At 27.8% G+C, this 20477-nt stretch carries 18 protein-coding genes and 4 tRNA genes; 11 read left to right on the top strand and 11 right to left on the bottom strand.

The genetic code is table 11. The annotated features are described in order from the left end of the window. Positions 1-3186: 3186 nt before the first annotated feature. The 6 genes from CXF68_RS20530 to CXF68_RS09045 all read left to right on the top strand — a co-directional run bounded on the left by CXF68_RS20530 (position 3187) and on the right by CXF68_RS09045 (position 8964). Positions 3187-3339, top strand: coding sequence for a hypothetical protein (locus CXF68_RS20530; RefSeq protein ID WP_157821889.1), 153 nt, complete (start codon positions 3187-3189; stop codon positions 3337-3339). A 3038-nt stretch (positions 3340-6377) separates the two neighbouring features. Then, on the top strand, positions 6378-6605 hold the full coding sequence (locus CXF68_RS09065; RefSeq protein ID WP_101044039.1) for a hypothetical protein: 228 nt from the start codon (positions 6378-6380) through the stop codon (positions 6603-6605). Between the two features lie 1509 nt (positions 6606-8114). Next, positions 8115-8561, top strand: coding sequence for a GNAT family N-acetyltransferase (locus CXF68_RS09060; RefSeq protein ID WP_101044038.1), 447 nt, complete (start codon positions 8115-8117; stop codon positions 8559-8561). Positions 8562-8659: 98 nt separating this feature from the next. Next, positions 8660-8735 (top strand) — tRNA-Gly (locus tag CXF68_RS09055). Positions 8736-8775: 40 nt separating this feature from the next. Beyond that, positions 8776-8851 (top strand) — tRNA-Gly (locus tag CXF68_RS09050). Positions 8852-8891: 40 nt separating this feature from the next. Continuing rightward, positions 8892-8964 (top strand) — tRNA-Gly (locus CXF68_RS09045). A 45-nt stretch (positions 8965-9009) separates the two neighbouring features. Here the strand turns inward: CXF68_RS09045 and CXF68_RS09040 are convergent. Continuing rightward, positions 9010-9657 (bottom strand): rhomboid family intramembrane serine protease, encoded by a 648-nt coding sequence (locus CXF68_RS09040; protein ID WP_101044037.1) that lies wholly within the window; start codon positions 9655-9657, stop codon positions 9010-9012. Positions 9658-9748: 91 nt separating this feature from the next. Between CXF68_RS09040 and CXF68_RS09035 the strand changes: the two genes are divergently transcribed. Beyond that, positions 9749-10660 carry a lysophospholipid acyltransferase family protein gene (locus CXF68_RS09035; RefSeq protein ID WP_101044036.1) on the top strand — a complete coding sequence of 304 codons (912 nt, stop codon included), beginning with the start codon at positions 9749-9751 and terminating at the stop codon, positions 10658-10660. Between the two features lie 22 nt (positions 10661-10682). Here the strand turns inward: CXF68_RS09035 and CXF68_RS21180 are convergent, their stop codons facing one another. The 9 genes from CXF68_RS21180 to CXF68_RS08995 form a co-directional block, all read right to left on the bottom strand. Next, positions 10683-10865, bottom strand: a complete 183-nt coding sequence (locus CXF68_RS21180) for a hypothetical protein (RefSeq protein WP_369800492.1) — start codon at positions 10863-10865, stop codon at positions 10683-10685. A gap of 23 nt (positions 10866-10888) precedes the next feature. Beyond that, complete coding sequence (locus CXF68_RS20525) at positions 10889-11035, bottom strand: hypothetical protein (protein ID WP_157821887.1); 147 nt, start codon at positions 11033-11035, stop codon at positions 10889-10891. A gap of 326 nt (positions 11036-11361) precedes the next feature. After that, a complete protein-coding gene (locus tag CXF68_RS09025) occupies positions 11362-12174 on the bottom strand; it encodes a hypothetical protein (RefSeq protein ID WP_101044034.1) in 813 nt (270 codons plus the stop codon). Between the two features lie 337 nt (positions 12175-12511). Beyond that, positions 12512-12937, bottom strand: coding sequence for a hypothetical protein (locus CXF68_RS09020; protein WP_101044033.1), 426 nt, complete (start codon positions 12935-12937; stop codon positions 12512-12514). A gap of 150 nt (positions 12938-13087) precedes the next feature. Then, positions 13088-13588 (bottom strand): energy transducer TonB, encoded by a 501-nt coding sequence (locus tag CXF68_RS09015; protein ID WP_101044032.1) that lies wholly within the window; start codon positions 13586-13588, stop codon positions 13088-13090. 366 nt (positions 13589-13954) lie between these two features. Further along, a complete protein-coding gene (locus tag CXF68_RS09010; protein WP_101044031.1) occupies positions 13955-14485 on the bottom strand; it encodes a hypothetical protein in 531 nt (176 codons plus the stop codon). 107 nt (positions 14486-14592) lie between these two features. Further along, a tRNA-His gene (locus CXF68_RS09005) sits at positions 14593-14669 on the bottom strand. Between the two features lie 56 nt (positions 14670-14725). Further along, positions 14726-15442: a bacillithiol biosynthesis deacetylase BshB1 gene (bshB1, locus tag CXF68_RS09000; RefSeq protein ID WP_101044030.1), complete on the bottom strand. Its 717-nt coding sequence runs from the start codon at positions 15440-15442 to the stop codon at positions 14726-14728. A 39-nt stretch (positions 15443-15481) separates the two neighbouring features. Further along, positions 15482-16891 carry an MATE family efflux transporter gene (locus CXF68_RS08995; RefSeq protein ID WP_101044029.1) on the bottom strand — a complete coding sequence of 470 codons (1410 nt, stop codon included), beginning with the start codon at positions 16889-16891 and terminating at the stop codon, positions 15482-15484. Between the two features lie 171 nt (positions 16892-17062). Here CXF68_RS08995 and CXF68_RS08990 point away from each other — a divergent pair, with 171 nt between their 5' ends. The 4 genes from CXF68_RS08990 (at position 17063) to CXF68_RS08975 (ending at position 19673) form a co-directional block, all read left to right on the top strand. Next, the gene (locus CXF68_RS08990) at positions 17063-17821 is read left to right on the top strand and encodes a Rossmann-like and DUF2520 domain-containing protein (protein WP_101044028.1); all 759 of its coding nucleotides are present in this window, start codon (positions 17063-17065) and stop codon (positions 17819-17821) included. Beyond that, positions 17805-18332 carry an HAD family hydrolase gene (locus CXF68_RS08985; RefSeq protein WP_101044027.1) on the top strand — a complete coding sequence of 176 codons (528 nt, stop codon included), beginning with the start codon at positions 17805-17807 and terminating at the stop codon, positions 18330-18332. The genes CXF68_RS08990 and CXF68_RS08985 overlap by 17 nt, the downstream gene beginning before the upstream one ends. 44 nt (positions 18333-18376) lie before the next feature. Further along, positions 18377-18799 (top strand): DUF2147 domain-containing protein, encoded by a 423-nt coding sequence (locus CXF68_RS08980; RefSeq protein WP_198553779.1) that lies wholly within the window; start codon positions 18377-18379, stop codon positions 18797-18799. Between the two features lie 319 nt (positions 18800-19118). Then, positions 19119-19673, top strand: coding sequence for a sugar transferase (locus CXF68_RS08975; RefSeq protein WP_157821886.1), 555 nt, complete (start codon positions 19119-19121; stop codon positions 19671-19673). A gap of 40 nt (positions 19674-19713) precedes the next feature. On the opposite strand, the gene CXF68_RS08970 is transcribed toward CXF68_RS08975, so the two are convergent. Further along, positions 19714-20460, bottom strand: a complete 747-nt coding sequence (locus tag CXF68_RS08970; RefSeq protein WP_101044025.1) for a glycosyltransferase family 2 protein — start codon at positions 20458-20460, stop codon at positions 19714-19716. Positions 20461-20477: the final 17 nt, after the last annotated feature.

Here is a 20477-nt window from a genome sequence, read left to right as displayed (position 1 = left end):
TCGCAAATGATAAAAAAGTGCTATTTTCATGACAATAAATTGATATTATGCAATTTAATTGCATTTTTTAGCCTAAAAGGTCTAATTTTTAACAAATGAATCTATTTTAAACACGCTGCAACCTTTGTTTTCAATGTTTTTTTGAGTTTGAGGCGTGTCAATAGCTCACTATTATAATTTAACAAAAAACACTATAAAATACTGGTTACCATTATTAAATAATTTTTAAAAATAGTTTTATAAAATCTACTTCTCGCTAGTTAAAGACTCAAAACGTTAAAAAATTATATTAACTAGTATTAATTTTTTAAAACTTAATTAAAAATAAATAGTTACTTACACCTAATAAATAACTTCTAATTTCATCTTATTACCTCCTAAATAATAAAATTCAATTTATTTTAATTCCGCCTATTACTTAAACAAACACCGCCTTATCTTTTTTTACATTCTTTTTTTATTCTTAATTTCACTTTTATGTGACTTATATAAAATTAATGTGTCTTACTCATTAGCTAGAACTATATATAATCTGGGGGGATTTATAGTTTTAAAAAAAAAGAAACCACAATTGGTTTCTTTTTTTATGCCTCTATTATAAGGTAACATAAACTATCCTCTTACCGTACATTAACTTTAAAGTTCATAAGTATAGGATAATTTACAATCATAATTATCTAAAAACACTTCTTGTAATAATACACCTTCCCTATCTCCGTATTAATACACATTATCTTATTTACAAACTAACGATAGAATGCCATACTACTTTATCTACTGTTTTTAAGGATCTACTCAGTATTTCAATTAATATTCTTTTAACCTTCTACCCCTTATTTTTTCATCTCAAAAAATATTTATAGAATTGTTTTTGGTTATATTATTATTTTTCATATATTTGTAGGGTATTAGAAGACGTTCTAATACATTCTTTTTCATAGCAATTTTCCCACCTCTCAAAGAAGTGGGTTTTTTTTTACTCTTTATTTTCCATAATTCACATTTATTTTACGGTTCTACCTTACTTATTTTACGGTTTTATCTTCCTTTTTATAATTATAACTCTTTAAATTTGAAAACGTTAAAATATTACAAAGTTTTTTTATGGGGATAAAATCTTTGTCACTAAGAGTTCAGAAATGAGCTCTTTTTTTTTACCCAAACTACACACATCTATCTTTTTTATTTTTACATCGATACTTTAACGCCATTCGTCTAACTAATAAAAATAAAACTATAACCTTTAATTATATTTACAGCATAATTTAAAATTTAGTTTTTTACAGCTATAGTTTAATTAACTAGTTATTAAAAAAGAAGCATTACTTGAAGGGGTGCTTCTTTTTACCTTACTAGTATTATAAGATCACATATACTCCTACTTTAAAATAATCTATTCCAACACTCTAACTCACAAATAAAACTACCCCTACACAAACTCTTACACTAATATTCTTTTTTTTTCTTTTTTATTTTACTTTTCTTATAGGGTAAAATCATTATAACATGTTTTAATAGCCAATTCATAACTTTAAAGGGTTGTGATTAATTATTTTATAGCGATTAAAAACTCCTTCGGGAGCATTTTTTATTTTCAACAGCTTACGTTTTCAGTTTATTTCTTTTCTTTTAATATTTAATTACAATTTTATTCAACATATTAAAACAACTATAAAAGCTATTTAATTAATCGCTTATTTTCCTTATTTCATCTAAACAAACTCTTTCGCTTATCTAAAATTCCATAATTAACCTGACTTTATTAATTACTTTCAATAATAAATCAATAATTATGAAATCAAAACCCACCCCTACCCTAGTAAAACTTATTAAATCATATGGAAATGAGTATCTTATTAAGTTTCCAAAACTTAAAATAGAGATAACAGTAAGTAAATATTATTACAATAAAATATCTAACAGCCCTAATGAGTATCAATTCATATAGTCGCAAATTCAGAGATACTTATTTCGTATAATTAAAAACCTTAAAAGGAAATTCCTTTAAAAGATTAAATTTTTAAAATAAAAAATCAACACCTATTAAGATGTTGATTCCTGATTAAACAATAGCTATTCTTGCAAATTGAAAAAAAACGAACAGAAATAGATTTAAAATTTACTTCTGTTCGTTTTTTTTTAATATAATTAATTTAACTACACTCTTACTTAATTTACCTTATACTTCTATTTTTCAAACACTTCTTTATAAAAAACAGTAAATCAACCACATATCTAAAACTTACATCATTCTTGTTTTTAAAAGTTAATAAAAAACTAGAGTCTCTTTTTAAATTCCTTGACAAACCTTATTAATAAAAATTCAACAATTATAATTCCTATTAAATTTTGAGATTTATCATATAGTAATATTCATGTTTTTTTTATTTAATTTAACATGCACATACATTATAAATACATCCTTTAAAATTAAATTTCACACATCATTAACTACCATTTTAATCTTCTTTTAAATCCTCATCAAATCAATATACTTTAAAAATAATACTGCACATTTTTCTATTATTTTAACGTTAATATATCTAGCTTTCTTTTGATGTTTTAATAACCTACTACCTGTTAAAACTATTAGAATCTATTATACCTTTGGAGTATTAATTCATAATTGTGAAGGGTTGTGATTAATTAATTTAAATCAATGTAGAACTCCATAAGGGGTTCTACATTTTTATTTTCATCTACAACTACTTAAATTATAAACAACTCAAAAACAACATTTTAAACTAACTTCAATTTTACCTATTTAGTATTTATATTTACACATTCCTATTTTCCATACTTGTAACTTATTTATCTTTATTCTTTTACCTTTAAACGATACTTAAATGCCATTTACCTAACTTTAAGAAACTCAATCATCTTCTTAGATTATATTTACTGTATAGTTTAAAATTTAATTTTAGTTTTTATAGTTTGATTAGTTATTAAAGAAGAAGCATTACTTGAAGGGGTGCTTCTTTTTATTTTATACTACAACTTCACAACTTTTTTAATTTTGTTTTGTTTTGTTAAAAGGATATAATTAAGACACTCTTAACTTCTTTTAATTAACTATTGTTATTTGTTAATTTTAACAAATAAGATTTTACCTTACTTTTATTACGGTTTTTTATTCCTAATCTTATTTTAAACTTTTTAAATTCGATAAATTTTAAAACTCAAATTATGTTAAAGAACATTTCAAATTTAGGGACTACCTTAAATAAAAATAAACAAAAAGCAATTAACGGCGGACAAGATGCTACAAAATGTAAAGATAACTGGTGTGCTAAATCCCCTTACCATGCTGCTCAAAAATGTTGTTGGCATTTTTCATAGTAAAATTTTATAATTAAGCGAGCTTCAGCTCGCTTTTTCACATATCACATACTACACTTTTAATAATCATTTATTTTGTTATTTTATATAGCATTTAAACTACAGTTAATCAACACGTTATCTACTTAAACAATTCAGGTAAACATCATCAACCCAATCAATTTCGGTTAACAATTCAGCTTGATCTACGGAGTATTTATAATTCCATTTTTGTGTGTGTGTTTTATTTCAATAACTACAGGTATAATGTTTTTTTAAAATTTAAATTTTATGGTTAAACCTTACCTTTTTTACGGTTTATTAAACTCATTCTAATTCTATTTTATATATGTTTGTCATGAGTTTATTAAGCTTATTATAGTTTTATTTAGATTTACTATTTTAGTATTAATTTTCTTATTTCTAATTACACAGCTCCTTCGGGAGCTTTTTTTATATTCAGTTTAAAAGTTGCAACCAGATTCTTATTTATACATCAACTCCTTATACTGTATTGGTAATGACAACAAATTCTATTGCTTTCAAACTCCTTTAATTACTGTTATTTTAATTTTGAGTTATGTCAACTAATCTAATCATTCTTCTACTAATTTTTATTTTTAACATCTGTCCGAAATGTGTTAATATTCTTAGAATTAGAGGTGATTCGTTTACAAAAGATAAAGACAAAGATTAATTACTGTTTATTTACCCTCCCTTTTTGATTTTTGATCGATACTTCAATGCCATTTATCTAACATTTAAAAATTCAACCCTCTTCTTAAATTATCTTTACTGCATAGTTTAATTTTGAGTTAGTTATACAGAAAAGAAGTTATCCAGGGGGGACGACTTCTTTTCATTTTTTCATTAAAATAAACACAAAAAAATAGCTAAGAATATTTATTGTACTAGTATATTAATTCATATTTTCATCTATGTCGTATTTATAGGCTACTGCAATTATTTTAGTCTTTATTTTACGGTTTTACCTTACTTATTTTATGGTTTATTTATGTCTGTTTCATTTTTATCTATTTAAATTTGAGAAACTTAAAACTCAAACCATGTTAAAAAAAATTTCAAATCTAGGTACTAATCTTGATAAAAAAGAACAGCAGTCTATTAACGGTGGAGGCCCAGGATGGACTACTAGATGCCGTACAGCTAAAGATTGTCCACCTTGGGGCTCTTATTGCGATAATGGGTATTGTCAATATTTTTAATCTATTAGCGAACTTTGGTTCGCTTTTTTTATATAAATTAATTTATTTTTCTATTCTACTTATAATTGCCTGTATTATAATTTGTAAACTTGATCAATATTTTTTTTAAGAGACTAAAAAACTTATTATAACTACAATTTATTTATCCTTACTTTTTGATTTTTAATCGATACTTCAATTTCATTTATGTAACATTTAAAAATTCACACCTCTTCTTAAATTATATTTATAGTATAATTTTTTTAAAAAAAATCAATAGTTTTATATAGAATTTGTAAATGAAACATAAAGTAAATCTCTATCCATAAAAAAAGAGGTCACTAAGAAGAAACATTTATACATTTCTTAATAATATATTTAATTTACCAGTACTAGATTTTTATACCCTAGCCTAGTACTGTTTTTTTTTAAATCATATTTATTAATGTTTTTACATTCATAATTTCTACTGTTTGATTAATCTTTATTTTACGTTTATACCTTACTTATTTTATGGCTTTTTTTCATCATTATTCTTTTTGATTATATAGTTTTGCTTACTCATAATTTGGAAGGGTTATGATTAATAATTTAGATTAATGTAGAACTCCTTCGGGGGTTCTACTTTTTTATTCTTTTTTCTACAGTTATTTTATTTGTGTAATTTTGTCTTATGTCAATTGGCCTAATCATTCTTATTTTAATAGTTATTGTTTTTATCTTCTGTCCAAAATGTGTAAATATTCTTGGCATTAGAGGAGATCATTTTTCAAAAGGCAAAGACAAAGATTAACTACAGTTATTGGTTAACTCATTTAATTAATTTTTCACTCAATTTCTTAGCCTCAGTTTTATCTAAATCAATAAAAGTATCATTGTCATACATCCTTATTTGTAGTTAGCATTCAATTGAATCATTAACTAATATTTTTTTTCAAAGAATTCATCGCCCCTACTTGCATAATTCCATTCATAATTTCTACTGTTATTTTTTTATTTCGATTTATTTGTAAGCTCAAGGAAGATTATTCGTCCAATAGAAAAATTAATCCCCAATTTGTTTTTATAGCTCCTTCCTTAGGAGCTTTTTTTATTTTAAAACCTACTTTTACTATTACTATCTTTATAACATGGAAAATAACAGTGAGTAACTTAAAAATAAATATGTAGAGACTAAAAATGTTTCCTTTTATTAAACTCACAACTATTTGTTTAATTCTAATTTTTGCTTTAATTCCCCTAGCTGAATTCACTGACGGAATAAATTATAACTATGCTGCTCCTCTTACAATACATGCTTGTTTAGTCGGTTTGTATGATACATCTCCTTTTAAAGCTCTACAGTTTAAATCATTACCTCTACCAAATTAAATATCTGAATAACTACAGTTTTAATCATCATTTCTACCTTCCTTCAAAACCGCACCTTCTTTTATTGTATTAAAAAAATAACATTGTATATTTTACTATTATTTTAAAGTTAACATACTTAGTTTTTTTTTATGTTTTAATAACTTTCAATCAGTTAAAACCCTTTGAATCTATTATACCTTGGAGTATTAATTCATAATTGTGAAGGGTTGTGATTAATTAATTTAAAATACTCGAATAAACTTATTAAAATCTAATCGTCTTAAGCAAACACTTCAGTTTTACTTATTAAGTTTTTACACTCATCCTTATTCTTTTACTTTTAAACGACACTTCAATGCCACTTATCTAACTTTTAAAAATTAAACTACCTTCTTTTTATTTTATACTACTAACCATATTATAGATCCTATAATAAAACAAGAACATAAAAAACTTGTAACATTTTTACTTATTTAATGACTTATAGTTAAATCTCAAACTATGAAACAACAAAAAGAAAAAAGAATTCCCAATTACGACACTACTGGAGAATTAGGTATTGATGAAATGTTTGGAGCTGTTTTTTACATGCTATTAGGGCGGCTAAAAAGAAAATACGAATATTACCACCAGGTAAAATTCCAAAGTAAAAATATTATTACAGGATACTTATTAAAACTTTTTTTTATTTTTGGATCTATCACCTTGCTCTATTTTTTATTATCTTAACTATAATTAAGAATAATTTTCTCACCTCTACGCCCCTACTTTAATTTTACATCAGTCTTATACATCGATTAAACAACAATAGTTTCGTTAATTAAAACTTTATGGTTTTACCTTACTTTTTTTACGGTTTATTATTAACTATTTCATTAAATTCTATTTAATTTAGCAGTTCTTAAGAGACGTCTTAAGTTCTTTTTCATAGCAATTTTTCCCACTCATTCTTTGAGTGGGTTCTTTTTTTATACTAATTCTGTTACATATCAAGTTTTAAAATTATTTTATGTTTTCAAACCTTAAACAATCTTACAAGTTTTAAATACTTGTATATTATTTTTCACAGTAATAAGTTTTTTACTAAATTTTAAAATCTAATTCAGATCTACATGTTACTTCTTAAATCAAAGAACTTAACTCATCAAATATTTTCATTTCTTCTTATTTATTATTAATTATAGTTAGTTTACTTATATTCAATTCATAAACTATCACATCTATTTTTACAATCATAATAATAAATATTCTTTTTTATTATTATAACAGCAAAAAAAATAGATAAAATTTTATAGAGCTACTAATTTATAGTATTGCAAATTTTACGCTTCTACCGTACTTATATTACGGTTTTTTTTGTTCTTTCTAACTTTATCTTATATAGTTTTGTCTTAGATTCTAATCTTATTAGTTATTTAAATTTAAGATAGAGAAATGGGTTAATTGGAGTTCTAAAAAGAACTCCAATTTTTTTTTAATCAAACAGATAATTCTATTAACGATATCTTTTTATTATTTACCTATACTTTCATTCCATTCATCTATTTTTTAAAATTTTAACTAGGTTATTAAACTATCTTTAACATATAGTTTAAAATTAATTTTCATTTTTAATAATTTTAGTTATTTATATTAAAAGAAGTTATCCGGGGGGACAACTTCTTTTTTTTATTACCATTTTTAAAACGTAATCAGTTTATCGTTCATTCTCTTCACCCTGCCTAAAAAAACACCTACTCACCTAAAAAACAAACACCTACAACACCTACAAACTATCTTGCATAACAAATACCACAATTATGAAATCTAAACCAACCTTATTAAGACTTATCAAATCATTTGAAAATAAATACGTTATTAAATTTCTAAAATGTAAACTTCAAATAACAGTAGATTAAGATTATTACACTAAAATATCTAATACACCAAATAAATATAAGTTTCTTGTATATCCTTATAACTAATTCTATAAGCCAGAAAAATTAAAAACAATAAAAAGTGATCCCCCTCACTAAAGAGCTCACTTTAATTATTTAGTAAAAAATCCCTTTTGTATTTAGCCTCTCATTACTAAGGGAGGCTTTTTTTATACTTCACGTTACCATAATATTTATCAAAACTATAGTCCTCACCTCTTAACATATAGTATGCTTTGGATATGAAAAAAATAATTATCATATCAAAAAATATATTTAGAAGGAATTATTCAATTTTATATCTTTATCTTAAATTAAAAAAATGGAAATAACTTTTAAAACCATCAAAAAAGAAGACATATTAACAGTCCTTCCGCTTTTAAGAAAATTAAACACAACAACACCTGATACTATTTTAAAAGAACGCCTTTTAGAAATGACTACTTATAATACTTATGAATGTATAGGCGCTTTTGATAATGACAAATTAATTGGTATTTCTGGTCTTTGGTATAGTTTGCGTCATTATTCTGGCAAAAGCGTTGAGCCAGACCATGTAATTATAGATGAAAGTTACAGGGGTAAAAACATTGGTAAACAACTCTTTAATTGGATTTATGAATACACCAAACAAAAAGGGTATGAAGTAATTGAATTAAACACCTATACAGGAAACAGAAAATCTCATAAATTTTATTACAATGAAGGTTTTGAGATCTATGGCTTTCACTTTGTGAAGGTTATGAGAAAAGATAAAAAACTTTATTAAATTTATTAAAAAAACACTTGCAAATACTAGAAACTATTTTATATTTGCAACCGCTTAACAGTAGCATTTTTTTACTTAAAGCACAAAACTTTACCAATGCGAAAGTAGCTCAGTTGGTAGAGCGTCAGCCTTCCAAGCTGAATGTCGCCAGTTCGAACCTGGTCTTTCGCTCCAAGTCTTTAAAAGGTAGACTTTAAAATTTTTATTTACCAATGCGAAAGTAGCTCAGTTGGTAGAGCGTCAGCCTTCCAAGCTGAATGTCGCCAGTTCGAACCTGGTCTTTCGCTCCAAGTCTTTAAAAGGTAGACTCTAAAATCTTTATTTACCAATGCGAAAGTAGCTCAGTTGGTAGAGCGTCAGCCTTCCAAGCTGAATGTCGCCAGTTCGAACCTGGTCTTTCGCTCAAAAGTCCGAAACATTTGTTTCGGACTTTTTTATTTTAATCTACTTACTTATTCAACTTTAGCTTATCTCCAAATAAGAATAAACCAACTATAATAACTCCAATAGCACCTATCATTAAAGGATTATTAGCTAAAACACTAGGTCTTAAAACTAATGTTAACAGGTAACCACCAACAGCACCTCCTAAATGTGCTGAATGCCCAACATTACCTACTTGCTTTTTCATTCCGTAAATTGAATACAATAAGTAACCGATTCCAAAAACATAACCAGGTAAAGGAATTGGAATTGGCAACATCATTAACCTCATCTCTGGATACAACATTATTGCAGAAAAAATAACTCCCGACACTGCTCCTGATGCTCCAATAGCACTATAATAAAGATCTTCTTTATGCTGATATAAAGAATACATACTCCCCGCTAATAAGCTTCCAAAATAAATTAACAAAAAATAAACAGTTCCAAAATTAGCAACTCCAACTTTTCCAAAAAGATACAACGCGTACATATTAAATCCTAAATGCATCCAATCTGCATGCAAAAAACCTGACGATATCATTCTTAATTTATCGCCTCCAAGTATTTTTTGCACCTGAAATTTATATCGATCAAAAAAAACAGTATCATTAAACCCTTTGTAAGAAACTAACGCATTCACCACTATTAACACTAAAATAATTTGACTCATATTATCTATTTATAACCACAAACATAATCAAAAGTTAATAAAGTAAATGATTCGTAATTTAATCCGATATTTGCACCTTAAATTTTAAAATATGAAGTTTTTAACATTCGCAATCATCTACCCACTCATCTGGCTATTGTCAAGATTACCAATGAGGGTTCTATATATTATTTCAGACTTCTTCTTCTTTATAATGTTTCACCTTATTGGATACAGAAAAAAAGTAGTTGAATCTAATTTACGAATAGCTTTTCCGAATAAAAACGAAGCTGAAATAAAAAAAATAAGCAAAAAATTCTTTAAACACTTTGTCGATTTAATTTTTGAGAGTATTAAATCATTCTCTATCAGCAAAAAAGAAATAAACAAACGCTATAAATACACAAACCCAGAGCTTATAAACAAATACGCTAATCAAGGCCGAAGCGTTGCCTTAATCGGTGCCCATCAAGCAAACTGGGAATGGGCTTTCGCACTACCACTACAATTAAACATTAATTGTTACGGTGCGTACACCAAAATACAGAACTCTTATTTTGAAAAAGTAATTAAAGACTCTAGAACAAAATATGGTTTTGACGGAGTACCTACTACTTTATTTAATAAAAAAATTAACGAACGCCAATCAAAAGATATTCAAAGTTTATATATTTTATTAAGTGATCAATCTCCTCAAGTACACAAAACAAGGCATTGGGCTAATTTTTTAAACACAAATGTACCTGTACATACAGGTGCCGAAACTTTAGCTAAAAAATTTAATTTAGTTGTTATAAACATGAATACAACAAAAATTAAGAGAGGATATTTCGAAACCACCTTCGAACTAATAAGCGACACCCCAAACGACCACGAAGATTACGAAATAGCTGATAAATTTTTAAAAATAACCGAAGAACACATAAAAGCACAACCTGAATGTTATTTATGGACACACAAACGTTTTAAACATAAAGACAAATACCAAGAATGGTTAAAAATCAGAAAAACTTCTCAAAAATAATTGAGAAGTTTTTTTCTTTAAATTAAAAAAGTCTTCTCAAATGAGAAGACTTTTTGGGTGGAAAACGGGATTCGAACCCGCGCCCCTCAGCACCTTTAACCATGGTGTTTTTAATAAATTCATAATCAATATAACCAGAAAACATTAAAACTTTTTGCTCAATATTATTATCTAAAAAATATTGCAACACATCATTACCGTCCATATCGGGCATACTATAATCAACAATCAAAACATCTGCAGTATTCGTTTTAGATACTTTAATAACTCAACACCATTACTGTTCCAGCCATCAACTGTAATTCCTTCTACCTCTAACAAAACCTTAAAGCCTTCGTAAATTACTTTATGATTATCAACTACATACACCTTCATTCTTTCATCATTTTTTTCTTAAACTCGTTACAAATGTAATGAGATCATTTGCAAGTTTCTGTAAACAAAACCCTAGTAGTATTTAAGGAAAACACCCTAGGTCTAGTGGTTTGTTTGTTGGAACTTGGATTTTTGGTGTAAAAAAACACCTCGTTAAAGGTGTTTTGAGGTAAGTAGTATTTTATTGAGTAACATGTTTGTATATGAAACGTAGCAGAATAAAAATGTAATTATTTTCAGTCTAAAACAAAAATAGTAGAAAATCACAGACTTTGTAGCTTGCACTTAACTGCTATTTTTTATATACTTTGTTAGAAATTGTTTTACTATTTCTTAGATAATATTAATCTTGGATTAGAACACCAAACATCTATTCCTTCAACGGAACTTTTAATCTTTATCCCTAAATTGGTAGAACTTGTAGGAAGTTCATTGAAAAAATTAACAGTAGTTTCAATGAATGTCGAAGAAGTTTCATTTGTTTGAATAATAGCTTCTGAAATAACCGTTTCACTAGTAAAATCATATAATTCTATTATGCATGAGGCAGAACTATCTGAAGACCTTATAGAAGCAGAAAATTTTGCAAAATCAAAATTATTATAATTTTCTATATTAAAATTATTTATTTTAAATGAATCACTAACCTTCCCGTCAGAGCTATTTGTTCCATTAGAAAAAGAATAATTAAAATCTAAAACTACTTCACCAATACCACCAATTCCATTACAAATATATTCAGTAGTGTCAATTTCTATCTCATCAAGGATTCCGTTTTTATTAGAATCAATGCCTGAATTAATCTTTATTCCTCCATTTTTACAATTTGCTCCATCAGATTCTTCAGTAATTTTAACTAAGCTTGAGTATCCATCAACACCATTACATGTGTAATTAGTGCTTTGAATTTCATTTTCCTCTAATATTCCATTTGAGTTAATATCTAACCCAGTTTCTATTTTCAATCCTCCATTTTCGCAATTCTCTCCTGCATCCTCATTTGAAGTTTTGATTAAACTATTAATACCAGACTCTCCTTGTTCTCCAATGGAACCAATTTGTCCGTCTTCTCCTTCACAGGATACAATAAATATAACTATTAGTAAATAGTATAATTTTTCTTTTGTAAAATGTTTCATGTTTATTTTAAATTGTTCCTAAACAAGTATATATAGTTAATATTAACTATATATCCATTATAGACACACCTGTATCTATTTCTTTATTCAAACATACTAATTAATTTTAAGCGTGAAACATTTTAAATTCCAACAACTTCTCTTAGTTTTAATAGCTTTTAACTTCGTAAATACAAATTATAAAGTCATACTAGTTTATTAGCTAACCGAATATTATTTGAATAACTACAATTTTATCAATATTCGTTTACTTAAATTTTGACATAAAAAAAAACAACACTTGCTAGGTGTTGATATGTGGTAAGTAATATTATATTTAACGTTATTGTAAGCAGTTTTATTCTGCCAATTTATTTTGTCCGTTTTCTGTTTTTACAAATATTACTTTACTCTTTTCAATTATCTGTCTCAAATTTGTAAAATCGCCAATCCCTCTCGATACTTCTGAAATTTTAACTGACTTTCCATCTTTTAGAAAAACCAGAAGGTTTATAGAGTCACTATATTCAATTTCAGTTTCTCTTATATTTCCTAAATCCAAATTCAGTTCTTTCTCAATACTTTCAACTATAGAATATGGTCCAAGAATTAGTAATTCATTCCATTCAAAACTATTCAGCTTGGTCAAGTAAATTATTTCCGAATCCGATTTAAATTCAGCTTCAATTTTTTCAGTCAGAGTATTGTCTGAATACAATGAATTCAAATATTGACAAGAAAATAAAGTCAAAATTATTACTCCAATTCCTATTAGTTTTTTCATTTTCTCAAATTGTTTACAACGTTCAGTATAAAAAACGTAGGACAGGTGATAAGCACTTTCGTTTCGGTTTATTACTTCGCTAAATACTCACAGAACTTTCGGTTTAGCACAAACGCCCTATGTTTTTCATACCTTGTTAGCAAATGCTTTTTATTTATCATCAAGTTTAAAGTATACCGGTATAGTCATTTCATACTTTACCGATTTTCCTCTTTGTTTTGCAGGGGTAACTTTAGGAAATGATTTTATTAGTCTAATTGTTTCGTCTAAAAGGTATTCATTTCCTTTTACTGAAACATTACTTATTAAACCGTTCTTGTCTATAATATATTTAGCAATTACTCTTCCTTGAATCATATTTTTTTTAGCAATTTCAGGATACCTTAAATTAGAAGTTATAAATTCATTAACTTTTTTACGATAACAAGATTTAACACCATTCCCTTTTTCAGATTCACATCCTGTAAATATTGGTGTTTTTTCAATCATTACAGTAAACCCTCCATCTGTCTTCTCATCAAAAAGTGATTTATTTATCGGGAAAGATTTAATTATTTTTTTTCCTTCAAGTTTTCTATTATCTGTTACTTGTGAATATGTTAAGTTATAAATAGATAATAGTAAAATTAGAATTGTATATTTTTTTTTCATTTTATATTTAGTTATAATATTTGCTAACAAGTATATATAGTTAATATAGACACACCTCTATCTATTTATTTGTTCAAACATACTAATTATTTTTAAGCGTGAAACATGTAAATCCCAACAGCTTCTCTTAGTTTTAATAGCTTTTAACTTGGTAAATACAAATTATAAAGTCATACTAATTTATTAGCTAACCGAATATTATTTGAATAACTACTATTAATCTGATTGGTTCCCCTCATAAAAAGAAGCATCCACATTTTTTAATCTATTTATAGTACGTTGTTTTTCATTTACTGCAATTTACTGCATAATGTTCTTTCATCATCCTATCAGAAGTATGAGAGTTTAATTTTATTATACCTGTAATTAGATATATCTCTTGTTTCTTGTTTCTTGTTGATGCCTTAAGATTGCTTTTATACCTTTTCTAGTTACAGTATTTACACTTTTATATTGAAATTGTAACGCATAAATAGAAACTTCAACAAACCCAATCATCGATTTTATATTTGCCGTATAGCTTTTAGATGCTTGTTTAATTCTTGAGTAATAGATTAATGAATCTAGTAGTGATTTACTGCCATCAATTGCATCGTTACTTTGCATATAACTTTTAGAAAGTGGGTTCCAATGCTGATTTACCAACTTATCTACAATTCCTTGTAAAAGAATTTCGGTTGCCTCCCTCCTTTCTCCTAAAGTTTTAAACTCGTTCATACCTTTCGTACGAATTCGTTTTCCTTTTGGATATTGCTTTTTGTGCAATGGATCTTCAAAGTAATAATAAATTGTCCAGTCTTTTAAAAGTGAATCTTTACCAGCTGTTTTCCAATTTTTAGGAATAACTGAAGTATAAGTAGCCGAACAGCCACTTGAAAGTGAAATAATTTTCTTCATTTTTTACTTACATTTTTGTCTCGTTAGCTGTCACGCCAATTTAAAATGTAAATCTTGCAGGATTGTAAAAAACAAAAAAGTCCCTGTAAAAACAAGGACTTAAGTTCTGGGGTGGAAGACGGGATTCGAACCCGCGACCCTCGGTACCACAAACCGATACTCTAACCAACTGAGCTACAACCACCATGTAACTTGCGGGTGCAAATATACAACTGTTTCTAATATCTACAAAATTTTTTTCTAAATTAATTTACTTAAATTTTCAACTGCCACGTAACGCTCTGAGGTAAAACCTTCTGCATAATCAACTCCAATTAACCTTCCTAAATCTTTTGCTCTATAATTTATACTATCTGTAAAATTCTTACTTGTAATTGGTGTTTCTGGTGCATTACTATTCGGATCAAAGAACTGAGATGCGTATGCTAGAACCGATGCTTCCTTCTTATTCATAAATCCTGTTACATCAACAACAAAGTCTGGCTCAATATTTTTCCACTGTATATAATGGTAAACCAACTTTGGTCTCCATTTTTCTTGCAACTCGCCATTTAGTGTTGTTTCAATTTTTAACAAACCACTTAAAAAACAAGCATCAGAAACCAATTTACTTCCTTTTGGATGATCAATATGCCTATCATCAATAGCGTTACACAACACAATTTCTGGCTGATACTTACGAATCATTTTTACAACTGCTAATTGATGCTCTTTGTCATTCTTAAAAAAACCATCAGCAAAGCCCAAATTTTCACGTACCGAAACTCCTAATATATCAGCCGCCACTGCTGCTTCTTTATCTCGTAATTCTGCAGAACCACGCGTACCTAGTTCCCCTCTTGTTAAATCTACAATACCTACTTTACTTCCTGAAGAAATTTCTTTAGCAATGGTACCTGCACAACCTAACTCTACATCATCTGGATGCGCTCCAAACGCTAATATATCTAGTTTCATATTTGTTTATTTTTAATAAGCCAATTTACAAAATAGCCATTAAACCGTTACCGTTTTCCATTTTCCTTTTTTAAACAGCCAAATTCCTAGAATAGCAATTAGCACCTCAGCTAATGTTATGGCTAAAAAAACACCTATTGGTCCAAAATTTAATGTGATTGCCATAATGTATGCAAATGGCAATTGAAACAACCAAAAACACACAAAATTTATATATGTTGGCGTTTTAGTATCTCCTGAACCGTTAAATGATTGAATTACCACCATACCGTAAGCATACGCAATGTAACCAGCAGCAATAATCTGCAAACACAAAGCTCCGTTTTCAACCACGCTCGGGTTTTCAGAAAACCAACTTAAAAAAGTTGGTGCAAAAAAGATGTAAATTACAGATACTATTCCCATAAAGTACGCACAGTATTTACTGGTTATCCAAACCGATTTTTCTGCTCTTTCGGGTTGTTTGGCACCTAAGTTTTGACCAACCAAAGTTGCCGCTGCATTACTCATACCCCAAGCAGGCATTAGAGTAAACATCATAATACGTATAGCAATTGTGTAACCTGCCAATACTTCGCTACCAAATTCTGAAATAATACGCATTAAAAACACCCAACTAGAGGTACCTATTAAGAACTGCCCTATTCCACCTAAAGAAACCTTTATTAAATTTAGCATTACCTTTACCTTAATACCTAAATCTTTTACTGCTATTTTAATTTTTCCGGCGCCATAAAACAACACCAATAATTGCGAAACTACAGCGGTACCCCTACCAATTGTTGTTGCAATAGCTGCTCCCTCTACTCCATAAGCAGGAATTGGCCCTAAACCAAAAATAAAAATAGGATCTAAAATAATATTTAAACCATTCGATAAAATTAATGTCCACATTGCAATAGAAGCATTTCCGGCTCCTCTAAAAATGGCATTAATTAAAAAAAGTAGCATTACCGTTATGTTTCCTCCTAATAAAACCTGAGTATAGCCAAATCCTTCTGCTATTAAATCGGGCTTCCCTCCCATTAATCCTAAAATTTCTTTCGGAAACAGTATTCCTATAATACTAATTAATATTGAAATAAAAACACCTAAAATTATAACCTGTACTGCATTCTCATTTGCGCCTTTAGCATCTTTCTCTCCTGTTCTTCGAGCAATTAAAGCCGTTGCCGCCATACTTAAACCAATGGCTACTGCATACACCAAGGTTAAAACAGATTCTGTTAAACCAACTGTTGCCACAGCATTTACGCTTACTCTAGATACATAAATAATATCTACCAAAGCAAAGATAGATTCCATTAACATTTCTAAAATCATTGGTATAGCCAACATAAAAACAGCCTTACGTAGGCTTCCCTTTGTAAAATCTTGCTGCTTACCTAAAATAGCGTCTTTAAAAAGTGAAAATATTGTTTGTTTTGAAGTTTTATTGTAATCAGTCATTATAAATTATTAAAATATAGAGGTTTACTCGAAAAAGATATCGAGTATTATTTGGAGTTGTATCGTGTACAACTAAGCTATATAAGTGGACTTAAACAAACATAAGGCTGCAAAGATGCAAAAAATATTTTTAACGAATCACTATAACATAAATTCAATATCTTCGTACCTATGATTAGAGTAGCCATTATTGGGGGCGGTAACGTAGCAACACACCTAGCAAAAGCTTTTAGTAAAACTAAAGATGTTTCTTTAGTACAAATGTATGCTCGCAATAATCAGCAAATTAAACATTTAAAGCAACTCGTTGAAACCACAAATAATTTAGATTTATTAGCAACTGCCGATGTTTATATTATTGCTATTTCTGATGATGCTATTGCTAAAGTTTCAGAAAAACTTACTAAAAAAAATGGTTTTGTGGTACATACCTCTGGTAGTGCTTCTTTAAGCGCCTTAAAAAACAACGGAAGAAAAGGTGTTTTTTATCCATTACAAAGTTTTTCGAAAGACAAAGAAGTTGATTTTAATGAAATTCCGTTTTGCTTAGAAGCAGAAAATAAGGAAGATTTTAAAACTTTAGAAAAGCTAGCAAAATCAATCGGAAAAAATATTTACGCTATTAATTCTAAACAACGAAAAAGTTTACATGCAGCTGCCGTTTTTGTAAATAACTTTACCAATCACATGTATAAAATGGGTGCCGATATTTGTGAAGAACATCAAGTACCTTTTGAAGTTTTACATCCGTTAATTAAAGAAACAGCTCAAAAAATAACAACGTTAAGTCCAGAAGAGTCACAAACAGGTCCTGCAAAAAGAAACGACCAAGAAACGATTCAAAACCACTTAACATTACTAACGAAAGAACAACAAAAAATTTATCAACTCATTACAAAATCAATCCAAAATAATGGAAAAAAGTTATAAAGAAATACTACCACAAATAGATACTTTTATTTTTGATGTAGACGGTGTTTTAACAAACGGAATTGTTACCGTTTTTCCGAATGGCGAATTAGTCCGTCAAATGAATATTAAAGATGGTTACGCTTTAAAAGCCGCTGTAAAAGCTGGTTTTAGAGTTTGTATTATTTCTGGCGGAAAAAATGAAGGTGTTCGTACTCGTTTAGCTAACTTAGGAATTACCGATATTTACTTAGGAGCTCATGATAAAATTAAACAGTTTAATGAGATCTTAGAAAACTATAACCTAAACCCTGAAAACATTGCATATATGGGCGATGATATTCCTGATTACCCTGTAATGAAATTAGTTGGTATGCCTTGTTGCCCTAACGATGCTGTTAGAGAAATTCAGCAAGTATCGAAATATATTTCTGATAAAAATGGCGGTGAAGGTTGTGCCCGCGATATTTTAGAACAAGTAATGCGTGTTCAAGGAAAATGGAATGGCAATTTTGATGCTAAATACGATTAACTGGAACGATTTTTGAAAATTACTTTTTATTAAATTCTACAAACATGAAAAAACCACTTTTTATTCTTTTACTTATTATTAGTACTTCTATTAACGCCCAAACCATTTTTGGTAAATGGGAAAATCGTGATGAAGAAACCAATAAAGTAGATTCTGTTATTGAAGTTTATCAAAAAAACGGAAAAGCCTACGCTAAAATTATTGAAATCACCGATAAAAGCAGACAAGAAGCCTTGTGTGATAAATGCAAAGGCAACCGAAAAAACAATCTTATTTTAGGTATGAATATTTTAACAGGACTAAAAAAAGATGGTAAAGAATGGAATGGTGGTAAAATTTTAGATCCTAAAAACGGTAAAGAATATAAATGCTATATTCAACTTGAAAATAGTAATAAATTAAAAATTCGCGGCTATTACGGTATTGCTGCCTTTGGTAGAACTGCTTATTGGTTTCGTAAAAAGTAATTTTTCTCTAATAAAGTACTAATAACCTTATAATTATTATTTTTTAAAACAAACTAGATTACTAAAATTCATAAAAGAAACCTACTCTCAAAACATAAGTTTAAATACCCGATATTTAATTCTTAATGTATTACGGAATCGATAATTAAACTTAAGGTAATAATATATCTCTACACTAATCTGATAAGTAATCTATTCTATTTAACAATATACAAATTCATTCATGATTACGTGAAATAAAGTAATTATATTGGTCTATTCTATTTATTAATTTGATAAGTATATATTAATGATAATTCTATCAATAAATAAAAACTCTATGAAAAGAGTTTTTGATATATTTTTTGTTATTACCACACTACCAATATCGCTTCCTTTGTTTCTTGTTGGCTGTTTACTAAGTCGTTTTAATTTAAATGAACCTATAATATATTCTCAAATAAGAGTTGGTCAAGATGGAAGCTTTTTTTTAATATATAAAATAAGAACAATTAGTAATAATTTAGAAAAAAATCAGACAAACTCTAGTGCCGAAATTTCAACTTTAGGAAGCTTTTTAAGATTATCTAAAATAGATGAACTACCTCAGTTATTCAATGTTCTTAAAGGAAATATGAGTATAATTGGACCAAGACCAGAACAACCTCATTATGTTGAAGAATATTTAAAATTAAATCCTTCTTTTAACTTAAGACATGTTATAAAACCTGGAATTACTGGCTGGTCACAAGTTAATATGCCTAAAGCAACCCCAAAAGATAATCTAAAGAAACTAGAATATGATTTATACTATATAAAGCAATATTCATGGAAACTTGATTTTATCATTTTAATAAAAACTGTTAAAATAATTTTAACTTTTAATGGCAATTAAGTACAATACACAGATAAAATTAAGCTAACTATCTTATCTATTAATCATTTTTAAAGATAGTAAACAAAATTATTCCCTTTCTGTGTAAAAATAATTGAAGAGAAGTTTTCATTACACCCATACCATAAATAACACTTCGTTTAAAATTAATTGAGGAGCTTTCTTTAACATATTTTGTAGGGCAGGTAATTTCTGCAATTTCATAACCTCTACTAAAAATTTGACATAACATTTGATTGTCAAAAATAAAATCATTAGAATTTTTTTCTAAAGGCAATGATTCAAGCACCTCTTTTGAAAACACTCTAAAACCACTATGGTATTCTGAAAGTTTTTGATTAATTAGAATATTTTGGACTAATGTTAAAAATCTATTGGCAATATATTTATATATTGGCATACCTCCTTTTAATGCTCCTTTTCCTAGAATCCTAGACCCCAAAACCACAGGATACACATTGTTGGCTATTAAATATACCATCGAGTGAATTAATTTTGGTGTATACTGATAATCAGGATGCAACATCACGACAATATCCGCTTCTAATTCCAAAGCTTTTTTATAACAACTTTTTTGATTTGCCCCATATCCTTTATTCTTATTGTGTTCAATAATATGATGTATACCTAAGTCATTTGCTACTTTTGTAGTAGTATCAGTACTAAAGTCATCAACTAAAATAACCTCATCTATAATGTCAAATGGAATTTCTTGATACGTTTTTTGTAATGTTTTAGAAGCATTATACGCTGGTAACACAACAATTATTTTTTTTTGACCAATCATAAATGTAAAAAATAATT

This window comes from Tenacibaculum sp. Bg11-29 (assembly GCF_002836595.1).
In the GTDB taxonomy this organism is placed as follows: domain Bacteria; phylum Bacteroidota; class Bacteroidia; order Flavobacteriales; family Flavobacteriaceae; genus Polaribacter.
This window is presented reverse-complemented; position numbering and strand designations above follow the sequence as displayed.